Origin of the sequence: Methylocystis sp. WRRC1, from assembly GCF_020733155.1 — a bacterium.
Taxonomy (GTDB): Bacteria; Pseudomonadota; Alphaproteobacteria; order Rhizobiales; family Beijerinckiaceae; genus Methylocystis.
Genome location: NZ_JAJFZJ010000001.1, coordinates 2187094 through 2211498, shown reverse-complemented (window position 1 = coordinate 2211498; position 24405 = coordinate 2187094). Strand labels below are relative to the sequence as shown.

21 protein-coding genes are annotated in these 24405 nt (G+C 65.2%); 10 read left to right on the top strand and 11 right to left on the bottom strand.

What is annotated here, in order from left to right; translation table 11 throughout:
- Nucleotides 1-135: 135 nt before the first annotated feature.
- The 5 genes from LG047_RS10685 to LG047_RS10665 all read left to right on the top strand — a co-directional run bounded on the left by LG047_RS10685 (nt 136) and on the right by LG047_RS10665 (nt 7601).
- Nucleotides 136-987, top strand: coding sequence for an outer membrane protein (locus LG047_RS10685; protein ID WP_227966603.1), 852 nt, complete (start codon nt 136-138; stop codon nt 985-987).
- Nucleotides 988-1225: 238 nt separating this feature from the next.
- Nucleotides 1226-2416 carry an efflux RND transporter periplasmic adaptor subunit gene (locus tag LG047_RS10680; protein ID WP_227966602.1) on the top strand — a complete coding sequence of 397 codons (1191 nt, stop codon included), beginning with the start codon at nt 1226-1228 and terminating at the stop codon, nt 2414-2416.
- Nucleotides 2417-2428: 12 nt separating this feature from the next.
- Nucleotides 2429-5638 carry an efflux RND transporter permease subunit gene (locus LG047_RS10675; protein WP_227966601.1) on the top strand — a complete coding sequence of 1070 codons (3210 nt, stop codon included), beginning with the start codon at nt 2429-2431 and terminating at the stop codon, nt 5636-5638.
- Entirely contained in the window at nt 5635-7044 is a 1410-nt protein-coding gene (locus tag LG047_RS10670; protein ID WP_227966600.1) for a TolC family outer membrane protein, read from the top strand. The genes LG047_RS10675 and LG047_RS10670 overlap by 4 nt, the downstream gene beginning before the upstream one ends.
- A 92-nt stretch (nt 7045-7136) precedes the next feature.
- Nucleotides 7137-7601, top strand: coding sequence for a hypothetical protein (locus LG047_RS10665; protein WP_227966599.1), 465 nt, complete (start codon nt 7137-7139; stop codon nt 7599-7601).
- An 84-nt stretch (nt 7602-7685) separates the two neighbouring features.
- Here the strand turns inward: LG047_RS10665 and LG047_RS10660 are convergent, their stop codons facing one another.
- From LG047_RS10660 to LG047_RS10625, 8 genes are all read right to left on the bottom strand, one after another.
- The gene (locus tag LG047_RS10660; protein ID WP_036284615.1) at nt 7686-7925 is read right to left on the bottom strand and encodes a hypothetical protein; all 240 of its coding nucleotides are present in this window, start codon (nt 7923-7925) and stop codon (nt 7686-7688) included.
- A 341-nt stretch (nt 7926-8266) separates the two neighbouring features.
- Nucleotides 8267-8500 (bottom strand): hypothetical protein, encoded by a 234-nt coding sequence (locus tag LG047_RS10655; RefSeq protein WP_227966598.1) that lies wholly within the window; start codon nt 8498-8500, stop codon nt 8267-8269.
- 163 nt (nt 8501-8663) lie between these two features.
- Nucleotides 8664-11375: an aconitate hydratase AcnA gene (gene acnA, locus LG047_RS10650; RefSeq protein WP_227966597.1), complete on the bottom strand. Its 2712-nt coding sequence runs from the start codon at nt 11373-11375 to the stop codon at nt 8664-8666.
- 75 nt (nt 11376-11450) lie between these two features.
- The gene (locus tag LG047_RS10645) at nt 11451-12887 is read right to left on the bottom strand and encodes an MDR family MFS transporter (RefSeq protein WP_227966596.1); all 1437 of its coding nucleotides are present in this window, start codon (nt 12885-12887) and stop codon (nt 11451-11453) included.
- A gap of 63 nt (nt 12888-12950) precedes the next feature.
- The gene (locus tag LG047_RS10640) at nt 12951-14531 is read right to left on the bottom strand and encodes a RecQ family ATP-dependent DNA helicase (protein ID WP_227966595.1); all 1581 of its coding nucleotides are present in this window, start codon (nt 14529-14531) and stop codon (nt 12951-12953) included.
- Nucleotides 14528-14830 carry a hypothetical protein gene (locus LG047_RS10635; protein WP_227966594.1) on the bottom strand — a complete coding sequence of 101 codons (303 nt, stop codon included), beginning with the start codon at nt 14828-14830 and terminating at the stop codon, nt 14528-14530. Before LG047_RS10635 ends, LG047_RS10640 begins: the two co-directional genes overlap by 4 nt.
- Before the next feature lie 51 nt (nt 14831-14881).
- Nucleotides 14882-15766 (bottom strand): hypothetical protein, encoded by an 885-nt coding sequence (locus LG047_RS10630; RefSeq protein WP_227966593.1) that lies wholly within the window; start codon nt 15764-15766, stop codon nt 14882-14884.
- Between the two features lie 83 nt (nt 15767-15849).
- Nucleotides 15850-17208 carry a lipopolysaccharide biosynthesis protein gene (locus LG047_RS10625; RefSeq protein ID WP_227966592.1) on the bottom strand — a complete coding sequence of 453 codons (1359 nt, stop codon included), beginning with the start codon at nt 17206-17208 and terminating at the stop codon, nt 15850-15852.
- Between the two features lie 278 nt (nt 17209-17486).
- Between LG047_RS10625 and ffh the strand changes: the two genes are divergently transcribed.
- The 4 genes from ffh (at nt 17487) to trmD (ending at nt 20805) form a co-directional block, all read left to right on the top strand.
- Nucleotides 17487-19025 carry a signal recognition particle protein gene (ffh, locus tag LG047_RS10620; protein ID WP_227966591.1) on the top strand — a complete coding sequence of 513 codons (1539 nt, stop codon included), beginning with the start codon at nt 17487-17489 and terminating at the stop codon, nt 19023-19025.
- 26 nt (nt 19026-19051) lie between these two features.
- Nucleotides 19052-19399 carry a 30S ribosomal protein S16 gene (gene rpsP, locus LG047_RS10615; protein ID WP_036284600.1) on the top strand — a complete coding sequence of 116 codons (348 nt, stop codon included), beginning with the start codon at nt 19052-19054 and terminating at the stop codon, nt 19397-19399.
- Nucleotides 19400-19542: 143 nt separating this feature from the next.
- The gene (rimM, locus tag LG047_RS10610) at nt 19543-20076 is read left to right on the top strand and encodes a ribosome maturation factor RimM (protein WP_036284597.1); all 534 of its coding nucleotides are present in this window, start codon (nt 19543-19545) and stop codon (nt 20074-20076) included.
- 33 nt (nt 20077-20109) lie between these two features.
- Nucleotides 20110-20805 (top strand): tRNA (guanosine(37)-N1)-methyltransferase TrmD, encoded by a 696-nt coding sequence (gene trmD / locus LG047_RS10605; protein WP_227966590.1) that lies wholly within the window; start codon nt 20110-20112, stop codon nt 20803-20805.
- 7 nt (nt 20806-20812) lie between these two features.
- Here trmD and fumC read toward each other — a convergent pair whose 3' ends face one another.
- The 3 genes from fumC to LG047_RS10590 form a co-directional block, all read right to left on the bottom strand.
- On the bottom strand, nt 20813-22210 hold the full coding sequence (gene fumC, locus LG047_RS10600; protein ID WP_227966589.1) for a class II fumarate hydratase: 1398 nt from the start codon (nt 22208-22210) through the stop codon (nt 20813-20815).
- A gap of 62 nt (nt 22211-22272) precedes the next feature.
- Entirely contained in the window at nt 22273-22839 is a 567-nt protein-coding gene (locus LG047_RS10595; protein ID WP_227966588.1) for a sigma-70 family RNA polymerase sigma factor, read from the bottom strand.
- The gene (locus tag LG047_RS10590; protein WP_036284591.1) at nt 22836-23252 is read right to left on the bottom strand and encodes a NepR family anti-sigma factor; all 417 of its coding nucleotides are present in this window, start codon (nt 23250-23252) and stop codon (nt 22836-22838) included. Before LG047_RS10590 ends, LG047_RS10595 begins: the two co-directional genes overlap by 4 nt.
- A gap of 167 nt (nt 23253-23419) precedes the next feature.
- Here LG047_RS10590 and LG047_RS10585 point away from each other — a divergent pair, with 167 nt between their 5' ends.
- Complete coding sequence (locus LG047_RS10585; RefSeq protein WP_036284588.1) at nt 23420-24223, top strand: response regulator; 804 nt, start codon at nt 23420-23422, stop codon at nt 24221-24223.
- The last annotated feature ends 182 nt before the right edge of the window (nt 24224-24405 follow it).

Here is a 24405-nt window from a genome sequence, read left to right as displayed (position 1 = left end):
TCCGCCTTTTCGTTGACCGTGTCCGAGCTTCGGCCGTAAGTCTTTTCGGGACGGTGGGGATGTCGCTGAAGCGGTGGTCAGCAGGACCGGGCGACGACAACCGCATTAGAAAATTTACACACGAGGGCGTCACAAATGACCAAATTGCCTGTCGCCGCCGGCCTCGCGCTGGCGCTCGTCGCCGGATCGGCTCTCGCCGCCGACCTTCCTTCCCGCAAGGCCCCCCCGGCCTATATCCCGCCGCCGCCCACCTTCACCTGGACCGGCCTCTACGGCGGTGTGAACATCGGCTACAGCTTCAACGCGGGCGGCGCCGGCTGGGGCTATTTCGCGGATCCGCTGCTCCTCAGCGGCGCGACCTGGACGGCCAATCCGAGCGCCCAGGGCGTCATCGGCGGCGGCCAGATCGGCTACAACTATCAGTATTCGCCCTGGCTGGTCATCGGCGCCGAGGCGGACATCCAGGCGGCTGACATCAATTCCCAGCAGAACAACTGGATGCCGAGCAACTGGTTCGGCGGCCTTGCGGCGCTCAACACCAATAAATACGTCGACTGGTTCGGCACGGTTCGCGGCCGCCTCGGCCTCGTGATGCCGTCCTACCCGAACCTCATGGTTTACGGCACGGCCGGCTTCGCCTACGGCTACGTCAGCAACACGGTCAGCGTCGCCAACTATCCCTTCGCGGCCTTCCCCGTGCCCTTCGCGCAGACGGGCCAGACGACGTCCGGCAACACCAACACCGGCTGGACGGCCGGCGGCGGCGTGGAATGGACGCCGATGGCCTTCCCGGCCTGGTCGCTCAAGGTCGAGTATCTCTACACGGATCTCGGCGTGACCAACCAGAGCTTCTTCAGCGTCTTCACCAACACGGGCACGAACTTCACCGCCGCCAACCAGTCCCCCACGCGCTTCCACACGGTTCGCGCCGGCCTGAACTGGCACTTCAACCCGTTCGCCTCGGCCCCGGTTCTGGCGAAATACTGATTTCGCTTCCTCGCAGAAGCGGGAAAAGCCCGGTCCTCGCGGCCGGGCTTTTTCTTTGGCGCCGATGGACCGGACGCGGCGCAGGCGCTAAGAGAATCAAGCAGCTATTCGCGCCGCGCGCGACTGTCCCGGCGGTTATCCCCATCTTCGCGCCGGCTGCGAATGGCTTGAGCGCCGCGTGAGTGATAGCAGTCAGAAAGCGTTCCGGCCGCTGCGTCTTGGAGCCCGACAGCCGACGATGTCCCGCAACGTAACCCTCCTTGTCGCCATTATCGCGAGCCTCGCGGTCGGGGCCGCCTTGCCGGGCGTGTTCGGCCGTCTTCGCGGGACGCCCACGGAGACGGCGAGCGGCGACAAGGCCGCCGGGCCGGAGTCGCCGGAGGGACTCCTGAAGCTCACGCCCGAGCAGATCGAAGCGTCGAAGATCGAAACCGTAAAGGTCGGACCTGGCGTCCTGACCCGCGATCTCATCGTCCCCGCTGCCGTCAAGCCCGACCCCGACCATCTCGCGCGCGTCGCGGCGAAGGTCTCGGGCGTCGTCGCCGAGCTGCGCAAGAAACTCGGCGACATGGTCGCGGCCAATGAGGCGATCGCCGTCATCGATTCGCGCGAAGTCGCCGACGCCAAGAGCGAATATCTCGCGGCCTCGGTGAATTACGAGCTGCAGTCGCATCTGTTTCAGCGCGAAAAGGGGCTGTTCGAGAAGAAGATCACGGCCGAGCAACTCTTCCTGAAGGCGAAGACGACCTTCATGGAAGCGAAACTTCGTCTCGATCTCGCCCGCCAGAAGCTCGCCGCGCTCGATCTCTCCGAATCGGAGATCTCCGCTCTCGCCACGCAACCGATCACACGCCTGCGCCAGAAGGAGATTCGCGCGCCGATCGCCGGCCGGGTGATCCAGCGACTCGTCAATATCGGCCAGCCGGTGACAGCGGAGAGCGAGCTCTACATGCTCGCCGATCTTTCGGTCGTCGAGGTCGATCTTTCCGTCCCGGTCGCCAGTCTTGCGAGCATTCGGGACGGCCAGCCGGTGACGCTGAAGGCGGCGGACGGCCGCAGCTTCCAGGGCAAGGTCACGATCATCAATGCGATGGTCACGCCGGAGACCCGCACCGGCCATGTCGTCGCCAGCTTCAAGAACGCCGACTTTGCCTTGCATCCCGGCATGGTGCTCAACGCTGAAATCGCGCTGGCGCAGACGCCGGTGAAACTGCTCGTCCCGCGCGTCGCGGTGCAGCTCATCCATAATGAGCCGACCGTCTTCGTGCGCGTGGCGGAAGGTTTCGAGAAGCGCCGGATCGAAACCGGCGAGGGCGACGACAACGCCGTCGAAGTGACTAAGGGACTCGCGCCCGGCGAGACGATCGCCGCCGCGAACAGTTTCCTGCTCAAGGCCGAATCCGGCAAGAGCGAAATCCCCGAGGAGTGACGGCGGCCGGCCATGATGCAGCGGATCATCGCCTTTTCGGTCCATAGCCGCTGGCTGGTCGTCTTGCTTGTGGCGCTCGTCGGCGGGTTCGGCGTGTGGGCGCTCGCGCATCTGCCGATCGACGCGGTTCCGGACATCACCAATAATCAGGTGCAGATCAACGCCAGGGCGCCCGCGCTTTCCGCTTTCGAGATAGAAAAGCAGGTCACCTATCCAATCGAGAACGCGCTCGCGGGCATTCCGGGCCTCGAATACACGCGCTCGCTGTCACGCAACGGTTTCGCGCAGGTGACGGCCGTTTTCGCCGACAATATCGACATCTATTTTGCACGCCAGCAGGTCAATGAGCGCATCGGCCAGGCGCGGGAGGATTTTCCGCCGCAGGTCGAATTGCGCATGGGGCCGATTTCGACCGGCCTCTCCGAAATCTATATGTGGACGGTGCGCTTCAGGGAGCCGCGCAAGCTCGCCGCCCATGACGGCGAAGCGGGCTGGCAGAGCGACGGCGCCTATCTCACGCCCGAAGGCATGCTGCTGCGCACGAGCGTCGAGAAGGAGTCATATCTTCGCACGGTGCAGGACTGGATCATCCGGCCGCAGCTGCGCACCGTGCCGGGCGTCGCCGGCGTCGACTCGCTCGGCGGCCATGTGAAACAGTACCATGTGCAGCCGGACCCGGCGAAACTCATGGCGCTGGGCCTCTCCTTCAGCGACCTCGCCGCGACGATCGAGAAGAACAACGTCAGCCGCGGCGCCGGCTATGTCGAGCGCAATGGCGAGGGTCTCGTCGTGCGCAGCGGCGGACGCCTCGAGACCGTGGACGACATCCGCAACGTCGTGGCGACCACCCGCAACGGCGTGCCGGTGCGCACGGGAGAAATCGCCAATATCGCCATCGGGCGCGAATTGCGCATGGGCAGCGCCAGCATGAACGGCGAGGAGGTCGTCATCGGCACGGCGCTGATGCTGATCGGCGCCAACAGCCGCACCGTCTCCGCCGCGGTCGACGCGAAGATGAAAGAGATCGTGAAGTCGCTGCCGCCGGGGATCGAGGTGCGCACGATCCTCAACCGCACGGTGCTCGTCGACGCGACGATCAGGACGGTTGCGAAGAATCTCGCGGAAGGGGCGGCGCTCGTCATCCTCGTTCTGTTCGTGATGCTGAGCGATTTCCGCGCCGCGCTGGTGACGGCGACGGTCATTCCCGTGACCATGCTCTTTCTCGCGATCGGCATGTATCTCGGCAAGATAAGCGCCAATCTGATGAGCCTCGGCGCGCTCGACTTCGGACTCATCGCCGACGGCGCGATCATCGTCGCCGAAAACAGCCTGCGCCATCTCTCCGAGCGCCAGCATGCGCTGGGGCGGCGGCTGACCATGGAGGAGCGGCACGAAACGGTCATCAGCTCCGCCGTCGAGATGCGGCGGCCGACGGTCTACGGGCAATCGATCATCATCCTCGTCTATCTGCCGATCCTCAGCTTCTCGGGCGTCGAGGGCAAGATGTTCCATCCGATGGCGATGACCGTCATCATCGCCCTGCTGTCGGAATTCGTGCTCTCGCTGACCTTCTTTCCCGCAATGATCGCCCTCTTCGTCTCCGGTCATGGCGAGGAGACGGAAAACGCTATCATCCTGGCGCTGAAGCGTATTTACGAGCCGTTGCTGAAATGGGCGATGAACGCGCCTTTGAAAGTGATGGCGATCGGCGTCGGCTCCTTCCTTTTCGCCGCGATTCTCTATGCGAATCTCGGTCAGGAGTTCATTCCGACTCTCGACGAGAAGAATATCGCCTTGCAGGCGAACCGGATTCCGAGCGCCTCGCTCACGCAGTCGCAGGCGATGCAGCTTGATATCGAGAACACGATCCGCGCCTTGCCGCAGGTCGATTACGTGTTCTCCAAAACCGGCACCGCGGAAGTCGCCACGGACCCGATGCCGCCAAATCTGACCGATACATTCGTCATGCTGAAGCCGCAGGAGGAATGGCCCGATCCGCATCTGCCCAAGAACGCATTGATCGACATGATCAGCGAAAGGATCGAGAAGCTTCCCGGCAACGCCTATGAATTTTCGCAACCGATCCAGCTGCGGTTCAACGAGCTGCTCGCTGGCGTGCGCGGCGATATTGCAGTGAAGGTGTTCGGCGAGGATTTCGACGCGATGCTGAAGGCGGCCAATCACATCGCTGCGATCCTGCGCGCAACGCCCGGCGCGACCGATGTAAAGGTCGAACAGGTGACGGGACTGCCGCTTCTCGACATCAAGGTCGACAAGGCGGCGATCGCGCGCTACGGCCTCAGCCTCGCGGCGGTTCAGGATACGATCGGCGCGGCCGTTGGCGGGCAGCAGGCGGGTATAATCTTCGAGGGCGACCGTCGCTTCCCGATCATCGTGCGGCTGCGCGACAATCTGCGCGAAAACGCCGAGGCGCTGGAGACCATTCCAGTGTCGCTGCCGCCCGACGCGCAAGGTCATGTGGCGACGGTGCAACTCAAACAGGTGGCGAGCTTCTCGACTATCGACGGACAGAATCAGGTGTCGCGCGAGAACGGCAAGCGGCGCGTCGTCGTGAGCGCCAATGTGCGCGGGCGCGACATCGCCTCCGTCGTCAACGAGGCGCGCGCCAAGGTGGACGCCAAGGTCGCCGTTCCGCCCGGCTACTGGATCGTGTGGGGCGGGCAGTTCGAAAATCTCGCGGAAGCGCGCAAGCGGTTGATGATCGTGGTGCCGATCTGCTTCTTCATGATCTTTCTGCTGCTCTACTCGGCGCTGGGCTCGGCGCGCGACGCGTTGCTTGTTTTCACCGCCGTGCCGCTCGCTCTTTCGGGCGGCGTTGCGGCGCTCTGGCTGCGCGGCATGCCCATGTCGGTCTCGGCGGCGGTGGGCTTCATCGCGCTTTCCGGCGTCGCCGTGCTCAACGGCCTGGTCATGCGCACCTACATCCACCAGCTGATGACGAGCGGCGTTCCCGAGCGCGAGGCGATTTTCAAGGGCGCCATGACGCGTCTGCGCCCCGTCATCATGACGGCGCTCGTCGCCTCGCTCGGCTTCGTGCCGATGGCGCTCGCGACGTCGACAGGCGCCGAGGTGCAGCGGCCGATCGCCACCGTCGTCATCGGCGGCCTGATCAGCGCGACGCTGCTGACGCTGCTGGTTCTGCCGGCGCTCTACGCCTTCTTCGGCGACAAGACGCCGACGCAACGCGAGGAGGCGGCGTGAACGCCCGGAGCGCCCTCGTTCTCATCGCTTGTTGCGCGATTGTCGCGCCCGCAGGCGCGGAGACGCTGAACGGCGCCTTGCTGCTCGCCTATGACAATAGTCCGGTCCTCAATTCCGGTCGCGCCGGACTGCGCGCGCTCGACGAGAAGGTGCCGCAGGCGCGTGCGGGCATGCGTCCGCGCGCTTCGGCGAACACATTTCTCGGCGTGCAGCAAAATCGCAACGTCCAGATTCAGAACGAGACCGACATCGTCGATCCGACCGTTCCGCCGGGGCTCGTCAAGAGCACGCAAAGCGGAGGCAGCGTACCCCGCTCCGCGGGCCTGAGCGTCGAACAACCCGTCTTCGACGGCTTCAAGACGCAGAACGCCACGCGGGCCGCCGAAACCGGCGTTTTCGCGGGACGGGAGCGGCTGAGGCTCACCGAGCAGCGCGTGCTGTTTTCCGCCGTCTCCGCTTACATGAATGTGCTGCGCGACACCGCCGCGCTCAAATTGCAGGAAAACAACGTCGCCGTGCTCGCCGAGCAGTTGCGGCAGACGCGCGAGCGTTATCTGGCGGGCCAGATCACCCTGACGGACATCGCGCAGGCCGAGGCGCGCCTTGCGGCGGGTCGGTCGCTCGTCGGACAGGCGCGCGCGGCGCTCGAGACGAGCGTCGGCGCCTATCGCCAGACGATCGGCGTCGAGCCGAAGAAGCTTTCGCCGGGCGCCGCCGTCGACGCCCTGCTGCCGAAGTCGCGCGGTGAGGTCGAGCGCGTCGCTCAGGCCGAGCACCCCGTCATTCTCGCCGCCTTGCACGACGTCGACGTCGCCGATCTCGACGTCAAGGTGATCGAATCGGATTTCATGCCGAAACTGTCCGTCGTCGGCAATATTTTCACCCAGACCAACATCGGCGGCATTTACAACCGCAACATCGGGGCCATGGTCGGCGGACGCCTCAACGTGCCGCTCTATGACGGCGGCCTTACATCCGCGCAGACGCGGGAGGCGAAAGAGGTCGCCGGACAGCGCAGGCTCGACGTGGACGTGGCGCGGGCCGACGTGATTGCGCTGGTGCGCGCGAATTGGGGCGCGCTGCAGGCGGCGAAGACGCAGATCGCCGCCGCGCAGACGCAGATCGCCGCCGCCGAGCGCGCGCTTTACGGCGTGCGCGAGGAAGCCAAGGCCGGACAACGCACGACGCTCGACATTCTCAACGCGCAGCAGGAGCTGCTCAACGCCCGCATCGGCCTGATCTACGCCCAGCGCGAGCGCGTCGTCGCCTCTTACGCCGTGCTCGCCGCCATGGGCCGATTGTCGACCGAGACGCTGCGTCTGGGCGAGGAGCGTTACGATCCGTCGGTCCATTTCGGCCAGGTGAAGGACTCCTGGGGCGGAACGACGACGCCGGACGGGCGCTGAAGACTTTTGCGCAAAAGCGCATTAGTCTCTCGCGCAAGCGCCGCAAAGGCGTCGAAATCAACACATGAGGAAGCGAAATGCGAGGCGCGTTCTTGAAACTCATCGCCCTGACGCTCGCCGCGGCGCCCCTGGCCGCGGGATCGGCGCAGGCCTATTGCATGTTCGGTTGCGACCCGACCGAGGATCACGCCAAGCAGATTTTTGAAAATCTCCTGAAGCAGCGCTTCGACAAGCCCGGCAAGGTTCTCGAGTTCAAGCAGACGATGAGCGAGCGCCTGGAAATGCACGCGACCGGCGAGAAGGGTTATGAAATCTTCTTCAACGCCAGAGTGCAGTTTCCCGATGGCGCCAATCTCGACTGCAAGCCGGACGACGCAGGCAAATTCAAGGACGGCTGCTCGCCGAGCAAGCATTACGTGACCGCGCCGCGCAGCGCCGATCCGAAGGGCAAGCAATATGTCGCGCCCGGCGAGACGGTGACCTTCGACGAGGAATATCGCTTCTACGAAGACCCGAAGGGCTGGAAGGGTCCGGACGGCAACGTCTATTCGCAGTGAACCAAAAATTATGGGCGCGCATGATCTGCGCGCCCTTGTGTTTCGGAACGGCCTCTCCTCGAGGGAAGAGGCGCCCGTATGCTCTTAGTCGAGCAGCTTGTCGTTCTGCGAGCAGCCGGCCTTCTCGTTGCAGGCCTTGAAGTTGGCGCGCAGCTCGTCCTTGTTGGCGCCGTAGTTCATCTTACGGGCGAGATACTCGTCGTAGCACTTCGACGCCGCCGCGGCCTGCTTGTCCTCATCGGCCTTGCGGGTGTCGCAATCGGCGAAAGCCGGGGTCATGCCGGCGACGAGGGCGAGCGCCGTGACAAAGGCGAATTTCTTCATTCTGTGGTTTCCTCTACTTCTTCTAAGCTTGATTGGCTTGCGATTGCGTTCGAACCAATCCCGCAACAACAGTACCGGCCCCAAAGATCGCGGCAAGCGCGCTGGACGATGGGGGAAGAAATGGCGTGTGTCAATCGCGCGCCGCTCATAACACTCACCTCCCACCCCCAAAAAATTCGGCGGATTTCATCGTCCAAGGCCTCGAAAAGGCGCCGGACGGCCCGGCTCACGCCACGGTCGACGCTTGAATCCATGGGCGAATGTCGCGCCGAACAAAAAGGGCGTGCAGATGTTGCACGCCCCGATTTGTCGTCTCGCCTCGCGAGAAGCGAAAATTCGACTTAGAGATTCTTCGAGTTCTGCGGGCAGCCGCACTTCTCGTCGCAGGCCTTCTTGTTGGCCTTGACTTTGTCCATGTCGGCGGTCCAGCCCTGCTGGTCCTTCAGATAGGCGTCTTCGCACTTGCTGGCGCAGACCGCCTGTTCATCTTCGGCATGCGTGTCGCAGCTCGCGAAGGACGGAGCGGTCATCGCGGCGAACATGGCGACCGCCGTGGCAATCTTGAAGGTCTTCATCCTGTCGTTTCCCCTATCCGCTGATTTTTTTTGCTTCTTGCGCCGCGCCTCAATGACTGTCGTCGCAATGCGCGACGACCTCAACGGTCCCACGCCTCAGCGCGTCATTGATGTCGCAGGATGCTTGTTTCGTCAATCAAGTCATCCCACTTTTCCAGCCGATTCACGAGGCAAGTTGTCGCAGCACGTAAGGCAGAATGCCTCCATTTTTGAAGTATTCTAACTCGTCGAGCGTATCGATGCGAAGTAACAGTGGCGATGAAACCACTGAGCCGTCAGAAAATGTGATTTCGGCGTACAGCGTCTGACGCGGCGTGAGGCCGGCCGCGAGGCCGCGAATCGCAACCGTCTCCTGCCCCGTCAGCCCCAGCGACGCCCAGCTCGTTCCCGGCTCGAAGGTCAGAGGCAGCACGCCCATGCCGACAAGATTGGAGCGGTGAATGCGCTCGAAGCTCTGGGCGATCACCGCGCGCACGCCGAGAAGCGCCGTGCCCTTCGCCGCCCAGTCGCGCGAGGAGCCATTGCCATATTCGGCGCCGGCGAAGACGACCAGCGGCACGCCGTCCTTCTGGTAGCGCATCGCCGCGTCGTAGATCGAAAGCGTCTCGCCACCCGGGTAATATTTCGTGAGGCCGCCTTCGGGAATGATCCCTTCGGCGTCCTTCATCATGTGGTTCTTGATGCGGATATTGGCGAAGGTGCCGCGCATCATCACTTCATGATTGCCGCGCCGTGTGCCGTACTGGTTGAAGTCGGCCTGGACGACGCCATTGTCCATCAGCCATTTGCCCGCGGGCGAGGCGGCCTTGATCGAGCCGGCCGGCGAGATGTGATCGGTGGTGATCTTGTCGCCGAAAAGCGCGAGGACGCGCGCGCCGACAATGTCGGAGACGGGGCGGGGTTGCCGGGTCAAACCTGTGAAATAGGGCGGGTTTCGGACGTAGGTCGAATGATCGTCCCACAGATATGTCTCGCCCGCCGGCGCCTCGACCGCGCGCCAGTGCGCGTCGCCGTCGAACACATTGGCGTATGTGTCGCGGAAAAGTTCGCGCGTGACATTTTCGCGGATGAAGCCGTCGATCTCTTCGCTGGTCGGCCAGATGTCGCGCAGATAGACGGGCTTGCCGTCGGCGCCGGTCCCGAGCGGATCCTTCGTCAGATCGGTCGCGACCGTTCCGGCGATCGCGAAAGCGACGACGAGAGGGGGCGAGGCGAGGTAATTCGCCTGCACGTCCGGATTCACGCGGCCCTCGAAATTGCGGTTGCCGGAGAGCACCGAGGCCGCGACGAGATCATGGGCGTTGATGGTCTTCGACACCGGCGCCGGCAGCGGGCCGGAATTGCCGATGCAGGTCGTGCAGCCGAAGCCGACCAGATTGAAGCCGAGTTCGTCGAGCGACTTCTGCAGGCCGGATCTGGCGAGATACTGCCCGACCACCTGACTTCCCGGCGCAAGCGACGTCTTCACCCAGGGCTTGACCTTCAGCCCCCTGGCGACGGCGTTGCGCGCGAGCAGGCCCGCGCCGATCAGCACGCTCGGATTCGAGGTGTTGGTGCAGGAGGTTATCGCGGCGATGACGACGTCGCCATGGCCGAGGTCATAATTCGTCCCCTCGACCTTGTGGCGCGGGCCCAGCCCGCCTTCCTTCTTGTATTCCGACGCCAGAGCCGCCTCGAAAGCCGCGCCGATATCCTCCAGCGCCACGCGCCCCTCGGGCCGTTTTGGGCCGGCGAGTGAAGGCTTCACCTCGGCGAGATCGAGCGAAAGCGTATCCGTGAATTCCGGGTCGGGCGTCTCGCTCGTGCGCAGCATGCCCTGCGCCTGCGTATAGGCCTCGATCAGCGCGATGCGCTCGGCCGTGCGGCCCGAGGTGTTGAGATAGGCGAGCGTCTCGACGTCCACGGGGAAGAAGCCGCAGGTCGCGCCATATTCGGGCGCCATATTGGCGATGGTCGCGCGATCGGCGAGCGACAGATGATTCAGCCCCTCGCCATAGAACTCGACGAACTTTCCGACGACGCCCTTTTTGCGCAGCATCTGCGTGACGGTCAGCACCACATCGGTCGCGGTCACGCCCTCCTTCGGCGCGCCTGTGACCTTGAAGCCGATCACCTCCGGGGCCAGCATCGACAGCGGCTGGCCGAGCATGGCCGCTTCCGCCTCGATGCCGCCGACGCCCCAGCCCAGCACGGCGAGGCCATTGACCATGGTGGTGTGCGAATCGGTGCCGACCAGCGTGTCGGGATAGGCGACCTCGACGCTTTCGCCGTTCGCCTGCTCGGCGCGGGTCCAGACCGTCTGCGCCAGATATTCCAGATTGACCTGATGGCAGATGCCGGTTCCGGGGGGCACGACGCGGAAATTGTCGAAGGCCGACTGGCCCCATTTCAGGAAGCGGTAGCGCTCGCCATTGCGTTCATATTCGCGCTCGACATTCTGCGCGAAGGCGCGGGGCGTCCCGAATTCATCGACGATGACGGAGTGGTCGATGACGAGATCGACCGGCACCAGCGGATTGATCTTCTGCGGATTTCCACCCAGGGCGACCATGGCGTCGCGCATAGCGGCGAGATCCACGACCGCCGGCACGCCCGTGAAATCCTGCATCAGCACGCGCGCCGGGCTGAAGGCGATTTCGCGCTCGGTCTTGCCCTTTTCGGTCAGCCATTTTGCGAAGGACTGGATCGTCTCCTTCGTCACCCAGCGGCCGTCCTCGTTGCGCAGCAAATTCTCGAGAACGACTTTCAGCGAGTAGGGCAGCCGCGAGACGCCCGGAAGGCCATTCGCCTCGGCCGCCTTCAGCGAGAAATAGTCATAGGTCCGATCCCCGACGACGAGCTTTTGACGGGCGTTGAAACTGTCGAGAGAGGTCATGGACGTGTCCTTGCAGGCGGGGCGGGACATTCCTTCTAGAAAATTCCATGCCATGGGCAAGGAAAAAAGGACCGCTCAGTGTCGCCGCTCGCCCGTCAGCGGCCGCTCCTCCATTCGCGCCATGAAGACGAAAGAGAGGGCCATGCAGAGCGCAAGCGCCGAAAACACCAGCCTGAAGCTCATAATTAGCGCGCGTATCGAATCGGGCGAGACGGCCGTCTCCTCGATAAGCGCGGCCCTCCCGCCGCCGAGCGCGAGCGCCCCGAAAAGCGCGACGACCGCCGCCGATCCGAGCTGGCGGAAGAACTGGGTCGTCGCCGTCGCCGTGCCGAGATCGCGGGCGAGGACGGCGTTCTGCACGGAGACGGTCGCGACCGGCAGCATGGCGCCGACGCCGAAAGTGACGAGCGTCAGCAGCGTGTTCAGCGCGAGAAAGGAAAGGCTGTCCACCCGCCAGGCGGCGACGGCGGCGGCGAGCGTCCCGACGCCGAGGCCGAGGAGCGGCACGATCTTGTAATGACGAATCACCGCCATCAGCCGGCCGGAGAGCGTGGCGCCGATGACCGTCGCGCACATCAGCGGGATCAGCACGAGGCCGGAATCGCGGGCGCTCAGCCCTGCGACGACCTCGAAATAGATCGGCATGACGACGGAAAGCCCGACGAAGGCGCCGAGCCCCGAGGCGCTCGAAAAAATGGCGTCGCGCACGATTCGCAGGCCGAGGATGCGCAGGGGAATGAGCGGCTCCTCGGCGACCCGGACGCGCCAGGCGAAAAGCGACCAGAACAGCGCCGAGCCGCAAAGCAGCGCGAGGATCGGCGCGGACGCCCAGGCGTAGCGCGAGCCGCCCCAGCCGAGCGCGAGGACCATCGCGCCCGAAGCCAGCACCAGCAGCAAGGCGCCCGGATAATCGACCTTGTGCGGATGGCGGCGTTCCGGGAGCCGCTTCAGCCGCGCATTGGTGATGAGAAGCGCGGCGAGGCCGAGCGGCAGGTTGATCCAGAAGATCAGCGACCAGTGCAGATATTGCGCAAAAAGACCGCCCAGCGCCGGCCCGGCGACGCTCGAGGTGATGAAGACGGCGGCGAAATAGGTCTGGTATCGGCCGCGTTCGCGGGGGCTGACGAGATCGGCGACGATGGTCTGGGCGAGCGAAATGAGGCCGCCGCCGCCGAGTCCCTGCACGAGCCGCGCGACGGCGAGCGCCGCCATGGTCGGCGCCAGCGCGCAGGCGATCGAGCCGACAATGAAGGTCGTCACGCCGACGAGCAGCACGATCCGGCGCCCGTAGACGTCGGCGAATTTTCCGTAAAGCGGCGTCACCACCGTCGCGGCGACGAGATAGGCGGTCACGATCCAGGGCAGGTTCTGCGGGTCGCCGAGATCGGCGCCGATCGTCGGCATGGCGGTGACGACGATGGTCTGGTCCAGCGCCGACAGCAGCATCGCGAGGCCGAGCCCGACCATGACCTGCCTGAATTCGGCAGGGGCTTTCGGGACGGCGGCGGTCATGATCTTTCTACCTCAGGCGGCATGGGAGCGCCTCAATACCGCATTGCAGCGCAGGGTGAAACGTCACTCCTCGCCAACAAACCGGCCAATGGCGGAAAGAAAGGCGCCCGGTTCTTCCAGATCCCTGAAAACGGGATCGTCGATCCGCAGCGGCCGCCGGGTCGCAAGCGAACGGAGCGCCGCATCGCTCGCCACCTGTCGTGGCGGCAGGCCGCGCCGACGCGCGATCGCGAGCCGCTCGGCCTGCAACGCGCGCAGCAGCCGTTCATCGGCCACCGTCAGCGGCGCCTCCCGATCCGGGATCGGCCCCGCGACCGGGGGCTGCGCAGCAGGCGGGTCCGCTTCCGCAGGCTCTGCGGCGTCGACTGAAAAATGCGCCAGTCGGCTCTCCGCCGCCACGCGCCAGCCGAGCGCCAGCGCGCCGGCCCGGCGCGGCCAGGCGAGCGGGCCGCCGCGGCAATGGTCGCATTTGCCGCAGGGGGCGCTCTCCTCGCTGAATTCCGCGAGCAGGGTCTGGAAGCGGCAGCCATGGGCGACGGCGAGCCGCGCCATGGCCTTGCGGCGGGCGTAATCGCCGGCGGCCGCCTCATCGGCCTGCGCCGCCGTCGGGACGCCCCAACTCAGGACGAGTTCGCGCGGCGTGAACAGGCCCAGCGCCCGCGCTGGCGCCCCGTCGCGCCCCGCGCGGCCAATCTCCTGATAATAGCCCTCGATCGAGGTCGGCAGATCGGCGTGGACGATGAAGCGCACGTCGGGCTTGTCGACGCCCATGCCGAAGGCGATGGTCGCCACCATCACGACGCCCTTGCGGCCAAAGAAGGCGTCCTGGTGGGCGGAGCGCGTAAAAGCGTCGAGGCCGGCGTGATAGGGCAGCGCGTCGAGGCCGAGGCGCGCGAGATCGACCGCCAGCGCGTCCGCCATGCGGCGGGAGTTGCAATAGACGATCCCGCTCTCGCGCGCGCGCCCCGCGAAATCGACGATCTGCCGCAGGCCGGGGCGCTTGCGCGCAAATCCAAGCGACAGATTGGGCCGCGCGAAGGAGCGGACGAAAACGTCCGGCGAGCGGGAAAACAAAATCCGCGAGATGTCGGCTCGGGTGCGGGGGCCGGCGGTGGCCGTGACCGCCAGCACCGGCGCGCCGAGTTTTCGCGCAATGTCGCCGAGCGCCCGATAGTCGGGGCGGAACTCGTGACCCCAGTGCGAGACGCAATGCGCTTCGTCCACCGCGAAAAGTTTGATCTGTTTTTTGCGCAGCAAATCCTGCATTCCCTCCTGCGCCAGCCGTTCGGGCGCGGCGTAGAGCAGGCGGGCGCGGCCGCTGGAGACGGCATGAATCGCGGCCATCGCCTCTGGATCGTCCTGCGCCGAGTGCAGCGCCACGGCGGGAACGCCCTTGTCGGCAAGCCCCCGGAGCTGGTCGCGCATCAGCGCGATGAGCGGCGAGGCGACGACGACGAGGCCGGGACCCGCCATGGCGGGCAATTGATAGAGGAGCGATTTCCCCGAGCCCGTCGGCATGACGGCGAGGGCGTCGCGGCCCGCCAGCACCGCCTCGATCACCTCCGCCTGCCCCGGCAGAAAGTCGGAAAAGCCGAAATTGCTGCGCAGCAAATCCCGCGCGTCGGACAGGCCCGGCGCGCTCACCCCGCGTCTTTTCCGACCAGCGCCGTTACGATCTCCCGCCACTCTTCATCGAGCGGGCCGCGATGCGGCGGCCGCCCTGCGCGCCGATACCAGTAACCGGCGTTCCATTGGTCGCCTTCCTTGCGATGCAGATAGGCGTGGACCCACATGGCGTCGGGATCGGAAAGTTCGTCGACACATTTGTGCGCGCCGTCCCAGTCGCCCTTCGCGTCGAGCCACAGCGCCCGCAACGGCGCGGTCAGCGGCGGCGGCGCCTCGCCTTCGAGCGAATCGACAAAGGATGCGAGCGTTGGTCTCACTGGGTCGCGGCCTCGGGAAACGAGTCGCATTATTGCGCAAAACGCGCGGGGTCAGGCGCCGAAAAGAACGATTTCCGAATAGGACAGGTCGCCGAGCTTCGGCGGTCTCGGCCCCCGGAAATATTTCGGTCCGCGATTGTGGAAGAAACGGCCGGAAAGCCCCTCGATCCCCCCATTGGCGTCCACGACGCAGAGAAGGCCGCCGCGCGCCAGAAGAAACCGCCCCAGCGTCCCGGCAATGCGCGGGAGATCGGCGATGTCCCGGCAATAGACGATCTGCCGGGCGGGCGCGAGGCCCTTCAGCAAGAGCTTGCGCTGCAGGACGAGAGGGGCGACCTTCCCGCCGCTCACGCAGATCAGCGAGAGGCAGCCCATGGCGGCGTGCTCGTCCAATATGCGCCGCTCCTCCTCGCTCAGGGCCCGCGCCTCGGGCAAATCCGGCGAGTAGGGAAGCGTCCTGTCGCCTCTCGCGGGGCGGTTGAGCGCGGGCAGAAAGACGAACTGCCCCTCGCAGAAGCGCTGGAAGCCGAAGCCCGAGGCGACGGCCCATGTCGGCTCCATCGGCGAGACGTTGGTGAAAGTGACGCCCCGATGGCGCACGGCCGCGAAAACGAGCCGGGCGCCATAGCTGCGATATTCGGGATCGACGCACCAGCTCGACAGATTGCAGCGGATTTCAGCGCTGGCGCCCTCGCCGTAGCAGGAAAAGATCATCAGAATGACGCCGACGGTCTGTCCGGCGCTCTCGAGCAGATAGCCGTATTTCGGGCATCCCTCGACCGGCTCGCGTCGCGAGAGGCGGGCAATTCCGGCCTCCCAATAGGCGCGGGAACGACCCGGAAACCCACGCCGAAGGCAGGCGATGACAGGGCCGAGGTCGGCCTCCCCGATCTGGCGGCACCCGAGATCTCCGCGCAAGCCCCCCAAACCCGCCATCCAGCCCTCCTTGAAGTCGAGGTCAAGTCGTAGCCAGAAGACGGCGTAAATTCAATAATTTTCAATGAATTTAGATATTTACCTTAATTGGCGCTGGCGCGGGACAGCGACGATTCGCGCATTTCGCCCGCCAACGGACCCGGCGGCGAGATCAGGCAATAGACGGAAGGATCGACGCCCCGTCGCCGTCGGCAGAGGACGACGAGCGCGACCGCCACGGGCGCGGCGACGAACGCCCAGCCGCAGGCCGCGCCGGTCGCCCCGAAAGCAATCGCAAGCATGGCGGAGAGCGCGATTCGCGCCGCCGTCGCCGCGGCGACGATGCGGGAGTAAAGCGCCTCGAGGCCGGTCAGGAGCAGAACGCCCGGCGCGAGCCCGCACATGGCGACGACGAAGGCGGCGGAGGCCAGGACGACGAGCGTGGGGTAGATCGCCGCGAATCTTTCGCCGAAGAGCGACAATATGGCGTCGCCGAACAGAAGGATCATGAGATAAGCCGGCGCCGCCAGCGCGACGGCCGCCGCCACGACGGCGCGGAACATATTCTGGAGCTCCGCGACGCGGCCGGAGAAATAGAGATTGGCCCCATGCGCGGCGACATAGGCGCCGAGCCCGCTCACGAGCATCAGGAAGATATTCGCAATGCGCGCGGCGACGAAATAATCGCCCGCGACAACGGGCGAGGCGACGAAGCCGATCAACATGACGTCGGCGTGCTGCCCCGCCGCCTCGATCACCGCCGAGGCCCACATGGCGCCCGCGCGGGCGCGCCAGAGACCCCGTTCTTCCGCCACGGCGCGATTGGACGACGCAGCCGGCAGGGCGCGCCGCACGGCGATCAGCTGCAAGAGAATCGCCGGCGCCATGCCCGCGGCCGCAAGCCAGAAGAAGCCCGCCGCTGTCACGCCGCCGGCGAGGGCGCAGGCCCCCAGGGCGAGGATGAGGATCACGCGCCAAGTCGCCTCGCGGTTGCTTTCCGAGACGAGGAAACCGGCGATCACGCGGCTCGAACCGGAGGAATAATGCAGGGCTGTCTGCATGAAGAGGAAGGCGGCGGCGGCGCGCAGCGTCCCGTCCGGCAGGCCGGTCAGGGAGCCGCCGAGACCGAGAAGCGCCGCGGCCGCGACAGCCGCGCCGACGAGCGTCATCCGCCATCCGGATCGCCAGGCCGCGATGGCCGTCGCCGGATCGCCGCGCCCGCAATATTCGCCCCATGAGCGGGCGATGAACGTGTCCTGTCCATTGACCGCCGCGACGGCGAGGAAGGACAGCGCGGAAAACCACATGGCGAGGCGGCCGAACTCGTCGGGGGCCATGACCCGGGCCGCGAGCGTGAAGGTCGCGATATTGAGGAGCGCCCCGGAGCCGCGAAGGCCGAGCGCGACCGCCGGGCCGGCGAGAGCGCGGCGGGCGATTGCCACAGTTGAAAGCGACGCTGCCAAAGGCGGGACTCCAGCGCGGACGGGCGAGACGTTCGACGCATAGGCCGGAATTTGCGGCTACGCTACAGCAAGGCGAAAACGCGGTTACCATGTCGCGCAATTGACTTGGGACCGTCGCGCGCATAAAAACTCTGTCAAATCTCGAAAGAGAGACCTGCTCACCAGCCGAGCCGCCCGAGAGGCGGCAGGCCAACGCCCGGCAGCGCGATGCGCCCCCGGGCGCGTTTTGCTTTGGAGCGGGCCGTTGCGAGAGCGACGCGCGCCGCGGGAGAAACCTGATGTTCGAGAGCCTTTCCGACAAGCTCTCCAGCGTATTCGACAGGCTGACGCGACGCGGCTCTCTGACCGAGGCCGACGTCAACGAGGCCCTGCGCGAAATCCGCCGGGCGCTTCTTGAGGCCGACGTCGCGCTCGACGTGGTGCGCTCCTTCGCCGACAAGGTGCGCGACCGCGCCGTCGGCGCGGGCGTCATCAAGTCGGTCTCGCCGGGCCAGATGGTCGTCAAGATCGTCAATGACGCTCTGATCGAGACGCTGGGCGAAACCGCCGAGCCGATCGACCTCGCGGCCAAGCCCCCCATCGCCATCATGATGGTCGGCCTTCAGGGCGCCGGCAAAACCACGACGACGGCGAAGATCGCCAAGCGGCTGAAGGAGCGCCACGGCAAGCGCTCGCTCATGGTCTCTCTCGACGTGAAGCGCCCCGCCGCCCAGGAGCAGCTCGCCGTCCTCGGCCGGCAGGTGGAGGTGGACACGCTCCCCATCGTTCCCGGCCAGACGCCGCTGCAGATCGCCCGTCGCGCCATGGAGGCCGCGCGCCTCGAAGGCTACGACGTGGTGCTGCTCGACACGGCGGGACGCACGCATATCGACGAGCCCCTCATGCAGGAAATGGCGGACATCAAGTCCTACGCCAATCCGCATGAAATCCTGCTCGTCGCCGACGCCCTGACTGGCCAGGACGCCGTCAATCTCGCCAAGAACTTCGACGAGCGCGTCGGCCTCACAGGTATTGTGCTTACGCGTATGGACGGCGACGGCCGCGGCGGCGCTGCGCTCTCCATGCGTTACGTCACCGGCAAGCCGATCAAGCTCATCGGCGTCGGCGAGAAGATGGACGCGCTGGACGAATTCGCGCCGACGCGCATCGCCAACCGCATTCTCGGCATGGGCGACATCGTCGCGCTCGTCGAGAAGGCGGCGGCGGCCATCGACGCGGAGCAGGCCCGCAAGGCCGCCGAGCGCATGGCCAAGGGCAAGTTCGACCTTCAGGACCTCTGCGACCAGCTCGCGCAGGTCGAGAAGATCGGCGGCCTCGGCGGAATCATGGGCCTCCTTCCGGGCGTCGCCAAGATGAAGGACCAGCTCGCCAAGGCCAATCTCGACGACGGCCTCATCAAGCGCCAGCGCGCCATCATCCTGTCGATGACGCCGCAGGAGCGGCGCAACCCCGACATCCTCAAGGCCTCGCGCAAGAAGCGCATCGCGGCGGGTTCCGGCGCGAAGGTCGAGGAGGTCAACCGCCTCCTCAAGCAGCACCGCCAGATGGCCGACCTCATGAAGTCCTTCGGCGCCGGCAAGCGCGGCGGAATGATGAGCAAGGCCGCGCAGATGATGGGGCTCGGTCCGAAGGGCATGGAAATGCCCTCGCAGGAGGAGCTGCAGAAATTGCAGGAGAAGCTGGGCGCCGGCGCCCCCGGCGCGGGGAAGGGAATTCCCTCCGCCCCGCCCGCCGATCTCCTGTCGCAGAAGCCGGGCCTTCCGGGACTCGGCTCAGGAATGCTGAGCGGACTCAATCCGTTCGGGAAAAAGAAGTAAGCCATTAAACTACAAAAGGAAAACCCATGTCTCTCAAGATTCGTCTCGCCCGCGGCGGCGCCAAGAAGCGCCCCTTCTATCGCGTCGTCGTCGCCGATTCGCGCTCGCCCCGCGACGGCCGCTACATCGAGAAGCTCGGCACCTTCGACCCGCTGAAGGCCAAGGACGCCGCCGACCGCGTCGTGCTTGACGTCGAGAAGGCCAAGGCGTGGCTCGTTAAGGGCGCCCAGCCGACCGACCGCGTCGCCCGCATCCTCGACGCCGCCGGCGTCATGAAGCGCGAGGCCCGAAATAATCCCGAAAAGGCGCAGCCTAAGAAGAAGGCCCAGGAGCGCGCGGCCGCCGCCGCCGGTGCTGCGGAAGCCGCCGAGTAAGGCCGCCAATGGCGCACCCTGTTCGCCCTCATGCCGAGGAGCGTCCGAAGGACGCGTCTCGAAGCGCGAGGGCGAATGCGCGCGTCGATTTCCTTCTCCTTCGAGACGCGCGCTTCGCTCGCTCCTCGGGATGAGGAAATCGGATGGCCGCTGAAAAGAACCTCGTCCTGCTCGGCCGTTTCGGCGCGCCGCATGGCGTGCGCGGCGAAATTCGCCTGCAAAGCTACACAGCCGACCCGCTGGCGATCGCCTCCTACGGTCCCTTGACCGACAAGAGCGGAACGAAATCGTTCAAGCTCGCTTCAGTCCGCCCGCAGGGCAAGGACATGCTCGTCGCCCGCGTCGAGGGGGTGAGCGACCGCACGGGAGCCGAGGCGCTGACCGGCGTCGAGCTTTATCTGCCGCGCGAAAAACTTCCGCCGCCCGACGAAGACGAATTCTATCTCGCCGATCTGGTGGGCCTGCGCGCGCAAACGCGCGAGGGCGTGGAAATCGGCCGCGTCGTCGCCGTGCGCAATTTCGGGGCGGGGGACATTCTGGAGGTGACTCCGCCGGACGGCGGCGAGACGCTGATGTTTCCCTTCACCAGGGCTGTCGCGCCGGTGGTGAGCATCGCCGAGGGGCGGGTGATTATCGAGCCGCCGATGGAAATCGGAGACGAGGACGCGCCGGACTAGCAGCCTCCAACAACCGCATGCCATAACGCCCCCATGTGGCGCGCGACAATTCTGACCCTCTTTCCCGAAATGTTTCCCGGCCCGCTCGGCCTCTCGCTTGCCGGCGATGCGCTGACGCGCGGCGTCTGGGAACTGGAGACGAGACAGATTCGCGAGCATGGGCTCGGACGCCATCGCGCCGTGGACGACACGCCTGCGGGCGGCGGCCCCGGCATGGTGATGCGCGCCGACGTTCTCGCGGCGGCGATCGACGCTGCGGCGCCCGCCGGCGATCCGCGTCCGCGTCTTCTCACGAGCCCGCGCGGAAAACCGCTCACGCAGTCGCGCGTGCGCGAACTTGCGCAAGGGCCGGGCGCGATCATTCTCTGCGCGCGTTTCGAGGGCGTGGACGAGCGCATCATCGCCGCGAGAAATCTCGAAGAGGTTTCGATCGGCGACTACATCTTATCGGGTGGAGAAATCGCCGCCTTGACGATCATCGACGCCTGCGTGCGGCTTCTGCCCGGCGTGATGGGCGAGGAATCTTCCGGCGACGAGGAGAGTTTCGAAACCGGGCTTCTCGAATATCCGCAATACACGCGCCCGCGCGAAGTGGAGGGGCGCGCGATACCGGATATTCTGCTCTCCGGCGATCATGCGAAAATCGCGAAATGGCGCCATGAAGAGGCGCTGAAACTGACGCGGGCGAGAAGGCCCGACCTTCTCGCCCGCAAATCCCCGAAAGGCTGATCGCCAATCAGTCGTTGGGCTCCAGCATTTTCTCCGGCCGCACGATTTCGTCGAACTCCGCTTCCGTCACCTTGCCGGAGAGAAGCGCCTCTTCCTTCAGGCTCGTGCCATTGTGATGCGCGGCGCGCGCGATTTTGGAGGCTGCGTCATAGCCGATCTTCGGCGCGAGCGCGGTGACGAGCATCAGCGAACGTTCGAGGAAACGCTTGATGTTCGCTTCATCCGCCTCGATGCCGTCGATGCAGCGCGTGATGAAGCTGTCGATTCCGTCCGCGAGAAGAATCGTCGATTCGAGCAGCGCGAAAGCGACGACAGGCTTCAGCACATTGAGTTCGAGATGGCCTTGCGACGCGGCGAAGGTGATCGTCGCATTGTTGCCGAAGACGCGCGTGCAGACCATCGTCAGGGACTCCACCTGCGTCGGATTGACCTTGCCCGGCATGATGGAGGAGCCCGGCTCGTTCTCCGGCAATTTCAGCTCCGCAAAGCCCGCGCGCGGACCGGAGCCGAGCAGGCGAATGTCGCAGGCGATCTTGTAGAGGCCGGAAGCCAGCGAATTGATCGCGCCATGCGCGAAGACGATGGCGTCGTGAGCGGCGAGCGCCTCGAATTTGTTCGGCGCGGTCTGGAAGGGAAGCCCCGTCTGCTGCGCGACATGAGCGGCGACTTCTTCGCCGAATCCCTTGAAGGTGTTGACGCCCGTCCCGACCGCCGTGCCGCCCTGCGCGAGGAAGAGAAGATCGCCAAGGCTGTAGCGGATGCGCTTGAGCGCGAATTCGGCCTGTGCGGCGTAGCCGGAAAATTCCTGGCCGAGCGTGACGGGCGTCGCGTCCTGCAGATGGGTTCGGCCGATCTTGATGATATGCGCGAATTTCTGCGCCTTGGCGTTCAGCGCGATATGCAGGCGCTCGACCGCCGGCAGGAGGCGGCCCGAAATCGTCAGCGCGCCGGCGATGTGAATCGCGGTCGGGAAACTGTCGTTCGAAGACTGGCCGAGATTGACGTGATCGTTGGGATGCACGGGCGATTTGGCGCCGCGTCCCGCGCCCAGCATTTCATTGGCGCGATTGGCGATGACTTCATTGACGTTCATATTGGTCTGGGTGCCGGAGCCGGTCTGCCAGACGACGAGTGGAAAATGTTCGTCGAGCTTGCCCTCGATCACTTCGCGCGCGGCGGCGGAGATGGCGTCCGCGATTTCCGGCTTCAGCAGGCCCTTCTTCGCATTGACCTGCGCGGCGGCGAGCTTGATGCGGGCGAGGGCGTGTATGATTTCGATCGGCATGGTGTCGCCGCCGATGGGAAAATTCTCGCGCGAGCGCTGCGTCTGCGCGCCCCAGTAAGCCCAGGACGGCACGGCGATGTCGCCAAAGGAGTCGCGTTCAATACGGTGGTCTTCAGTCATCGGTTTCGCTCGCATGAAGGGCATGAATGATGCGCCCCCTATGCGGCATTTCCGATTCCGCTTCAATCTTGGGTGAGCGCTTCCTGTCGTCGCGTCTCGCGCGCCTCGCCCGCGGGACCGGCGGGAGGCGACATGAGTTCGGCGAGACGATTGCGCGCGCGATTGACCCTGCTCTTCATCGTGCCGGGCGCGCAACCGCAAATCTCTGCCGCTTCCTCATAGGACATGCCGGAGGCCGCGACGAGAATGAGCGCCTCGCGCTGGTCGAGCGGCAGCTTCTGCAGCGCGTCGCGGAAATCGAGGAAATCCATATGCGCATGCTGCGACTCGGGCGCGACGAGCCGCGCCGCGATCGCGCCGTCCGGGTCGGGCGCCTCGCGTCGCCGCTTGCGATATTCGCTGTAGTAGATGTTGCGAAGGATGGTGAAGAGCCACGCCGTGAGATTGGTGCCCTCGGAGAAGGAAGAAAGACTTCCCCAAGCCTTCACCAGCGTCTCCTGGACGAGATCATCGGCCCGGTCGGAGTTGCCGCAGATCGACACTGCGAAGGCGCGCAGGCTGGGGATAGCCGCAATGAGGTCGGCCTTCGGGCTTTCTCCTCCGTTGAGACGACGACCCTCGGCGTTCACTCTCTCTCCCCGGGCGCGCTTTTCGACAGCCCGGAGGATACCACATTCTTTTCCAGCTGGTTCAAGAGACTTAAAAAGCGATCCGGCACCGGCTGGGCGATAACGTCGTCATAGAGGTTCTGGAGCTCCTTGCCGATGACGTCGCCGAAATCCACGCCATGCTTGGCCTTGGCCGCGACGCCGTTCGAACAGAGAGCCGGGCCTTTCGCCTCGAGCGCCTTTTCTCGCGGCGCGGCGAGACGATCTGCGCCATAGCCCCCGTTGAATCCTCTCGGGAAGGCTTCCATCGTCCGGGACCCGGGTCCGGGGAAATAGCGCGTGTCGCCAGGGAATTGGTCTTCGTCAGCCTTTACGCGCGTAACCATATTCTCCGGATTGTTTTTCCCCATGGAGCCCTCGAATTTGAGTTTCATGATTCCTGTGGCGCACTCATTTCGCCGCGCGATATAGTGCAGTGCACGGACGATAGGCAAAACGTCCCGCCAAAGGATTGGTTCCTTAAAAAATGCGTGATGTTTTGCCGCAGTGGTTCGGTCAGCGCTTCTGTTCCCGCACGCGGTCGCCGCCGGAGTCGTATAAGATGTCGCTTTCGTTCGATGTTTCAGCGCATATTCCTTATCTTCGCCGTTTCGCTCGCGCGCTGGTCGGCAACCGCGAGGGCGGCGACGCCTATGCGCTGGCGACCCTCGAGGCGCTTGTCGCTGAACCCCAGAAATTACAATCTCATGACGATACGCGGGTCGCGCTTTATCGTCTGTTTCTCGATGTCTGGGCCGACGCTCCGATCAACGCCCATATCGACCGCTCCTGCGCCGGGCCCGAAGACATCGGCGGCGCAAGACGCAATCTCGACGCGATTTCGCTGCGCCCGCGCATCGCCTTTCTGTTGAACGCGCTCGAAGGCTTCGATCTGGAGCAGGTTGGCGAGACGCTCGGGGTTTCGGAACGCGAGGCCGCGGCGCTGGTCGAGGCCGCAAACTCGGAGATCGCCGATCAGATCGCGACCGACGTGCTGATCATCGAGGACGAACCGCTGATCGCTCATGACCTCCGCAGCATTGTGGAGGAATTGGGGCATCGCGTCGTGGGCATGGCGCGCACGCATCGCGAGGCGGTTGGCGCTATTCAGGAGGGCAAGCCTGGGCTTATCCTCGCCGACATACAGCTTGCCGACGGAAGCTCGGGACTCGACGCGGTCAATGAAATTCTCAACGATCTCTCGACGCCGGTGATCTTCGTCACGGCCTATCCGGAGCGCTTTCTCACCGGCGCGCCGCCGGAGCCCGCCTTTCTCGTCACCAAACCCTTCAGCGTCGAAAGCCTCAAGGCCGTGATCAGCCAGGCGCTCTTTTTCGACAAGCGCTCGCGGCCGCGGGATTCCTGAGGTTTTTTCAGCGGGGCCGCCCGCGCGCCGGCGCGGCGCAACGGGTCTTTTCCTCCGTCTTTCAATGATGTTTGCCGATACACGCGGAAGTACGTACTGCCAAGGTACGTACTATCCGCAATTGAAAGAAACTTGGCCTTTGGAGAATGTTGCAGCATCGGAGCTGGGGATTCTTCGAGAGG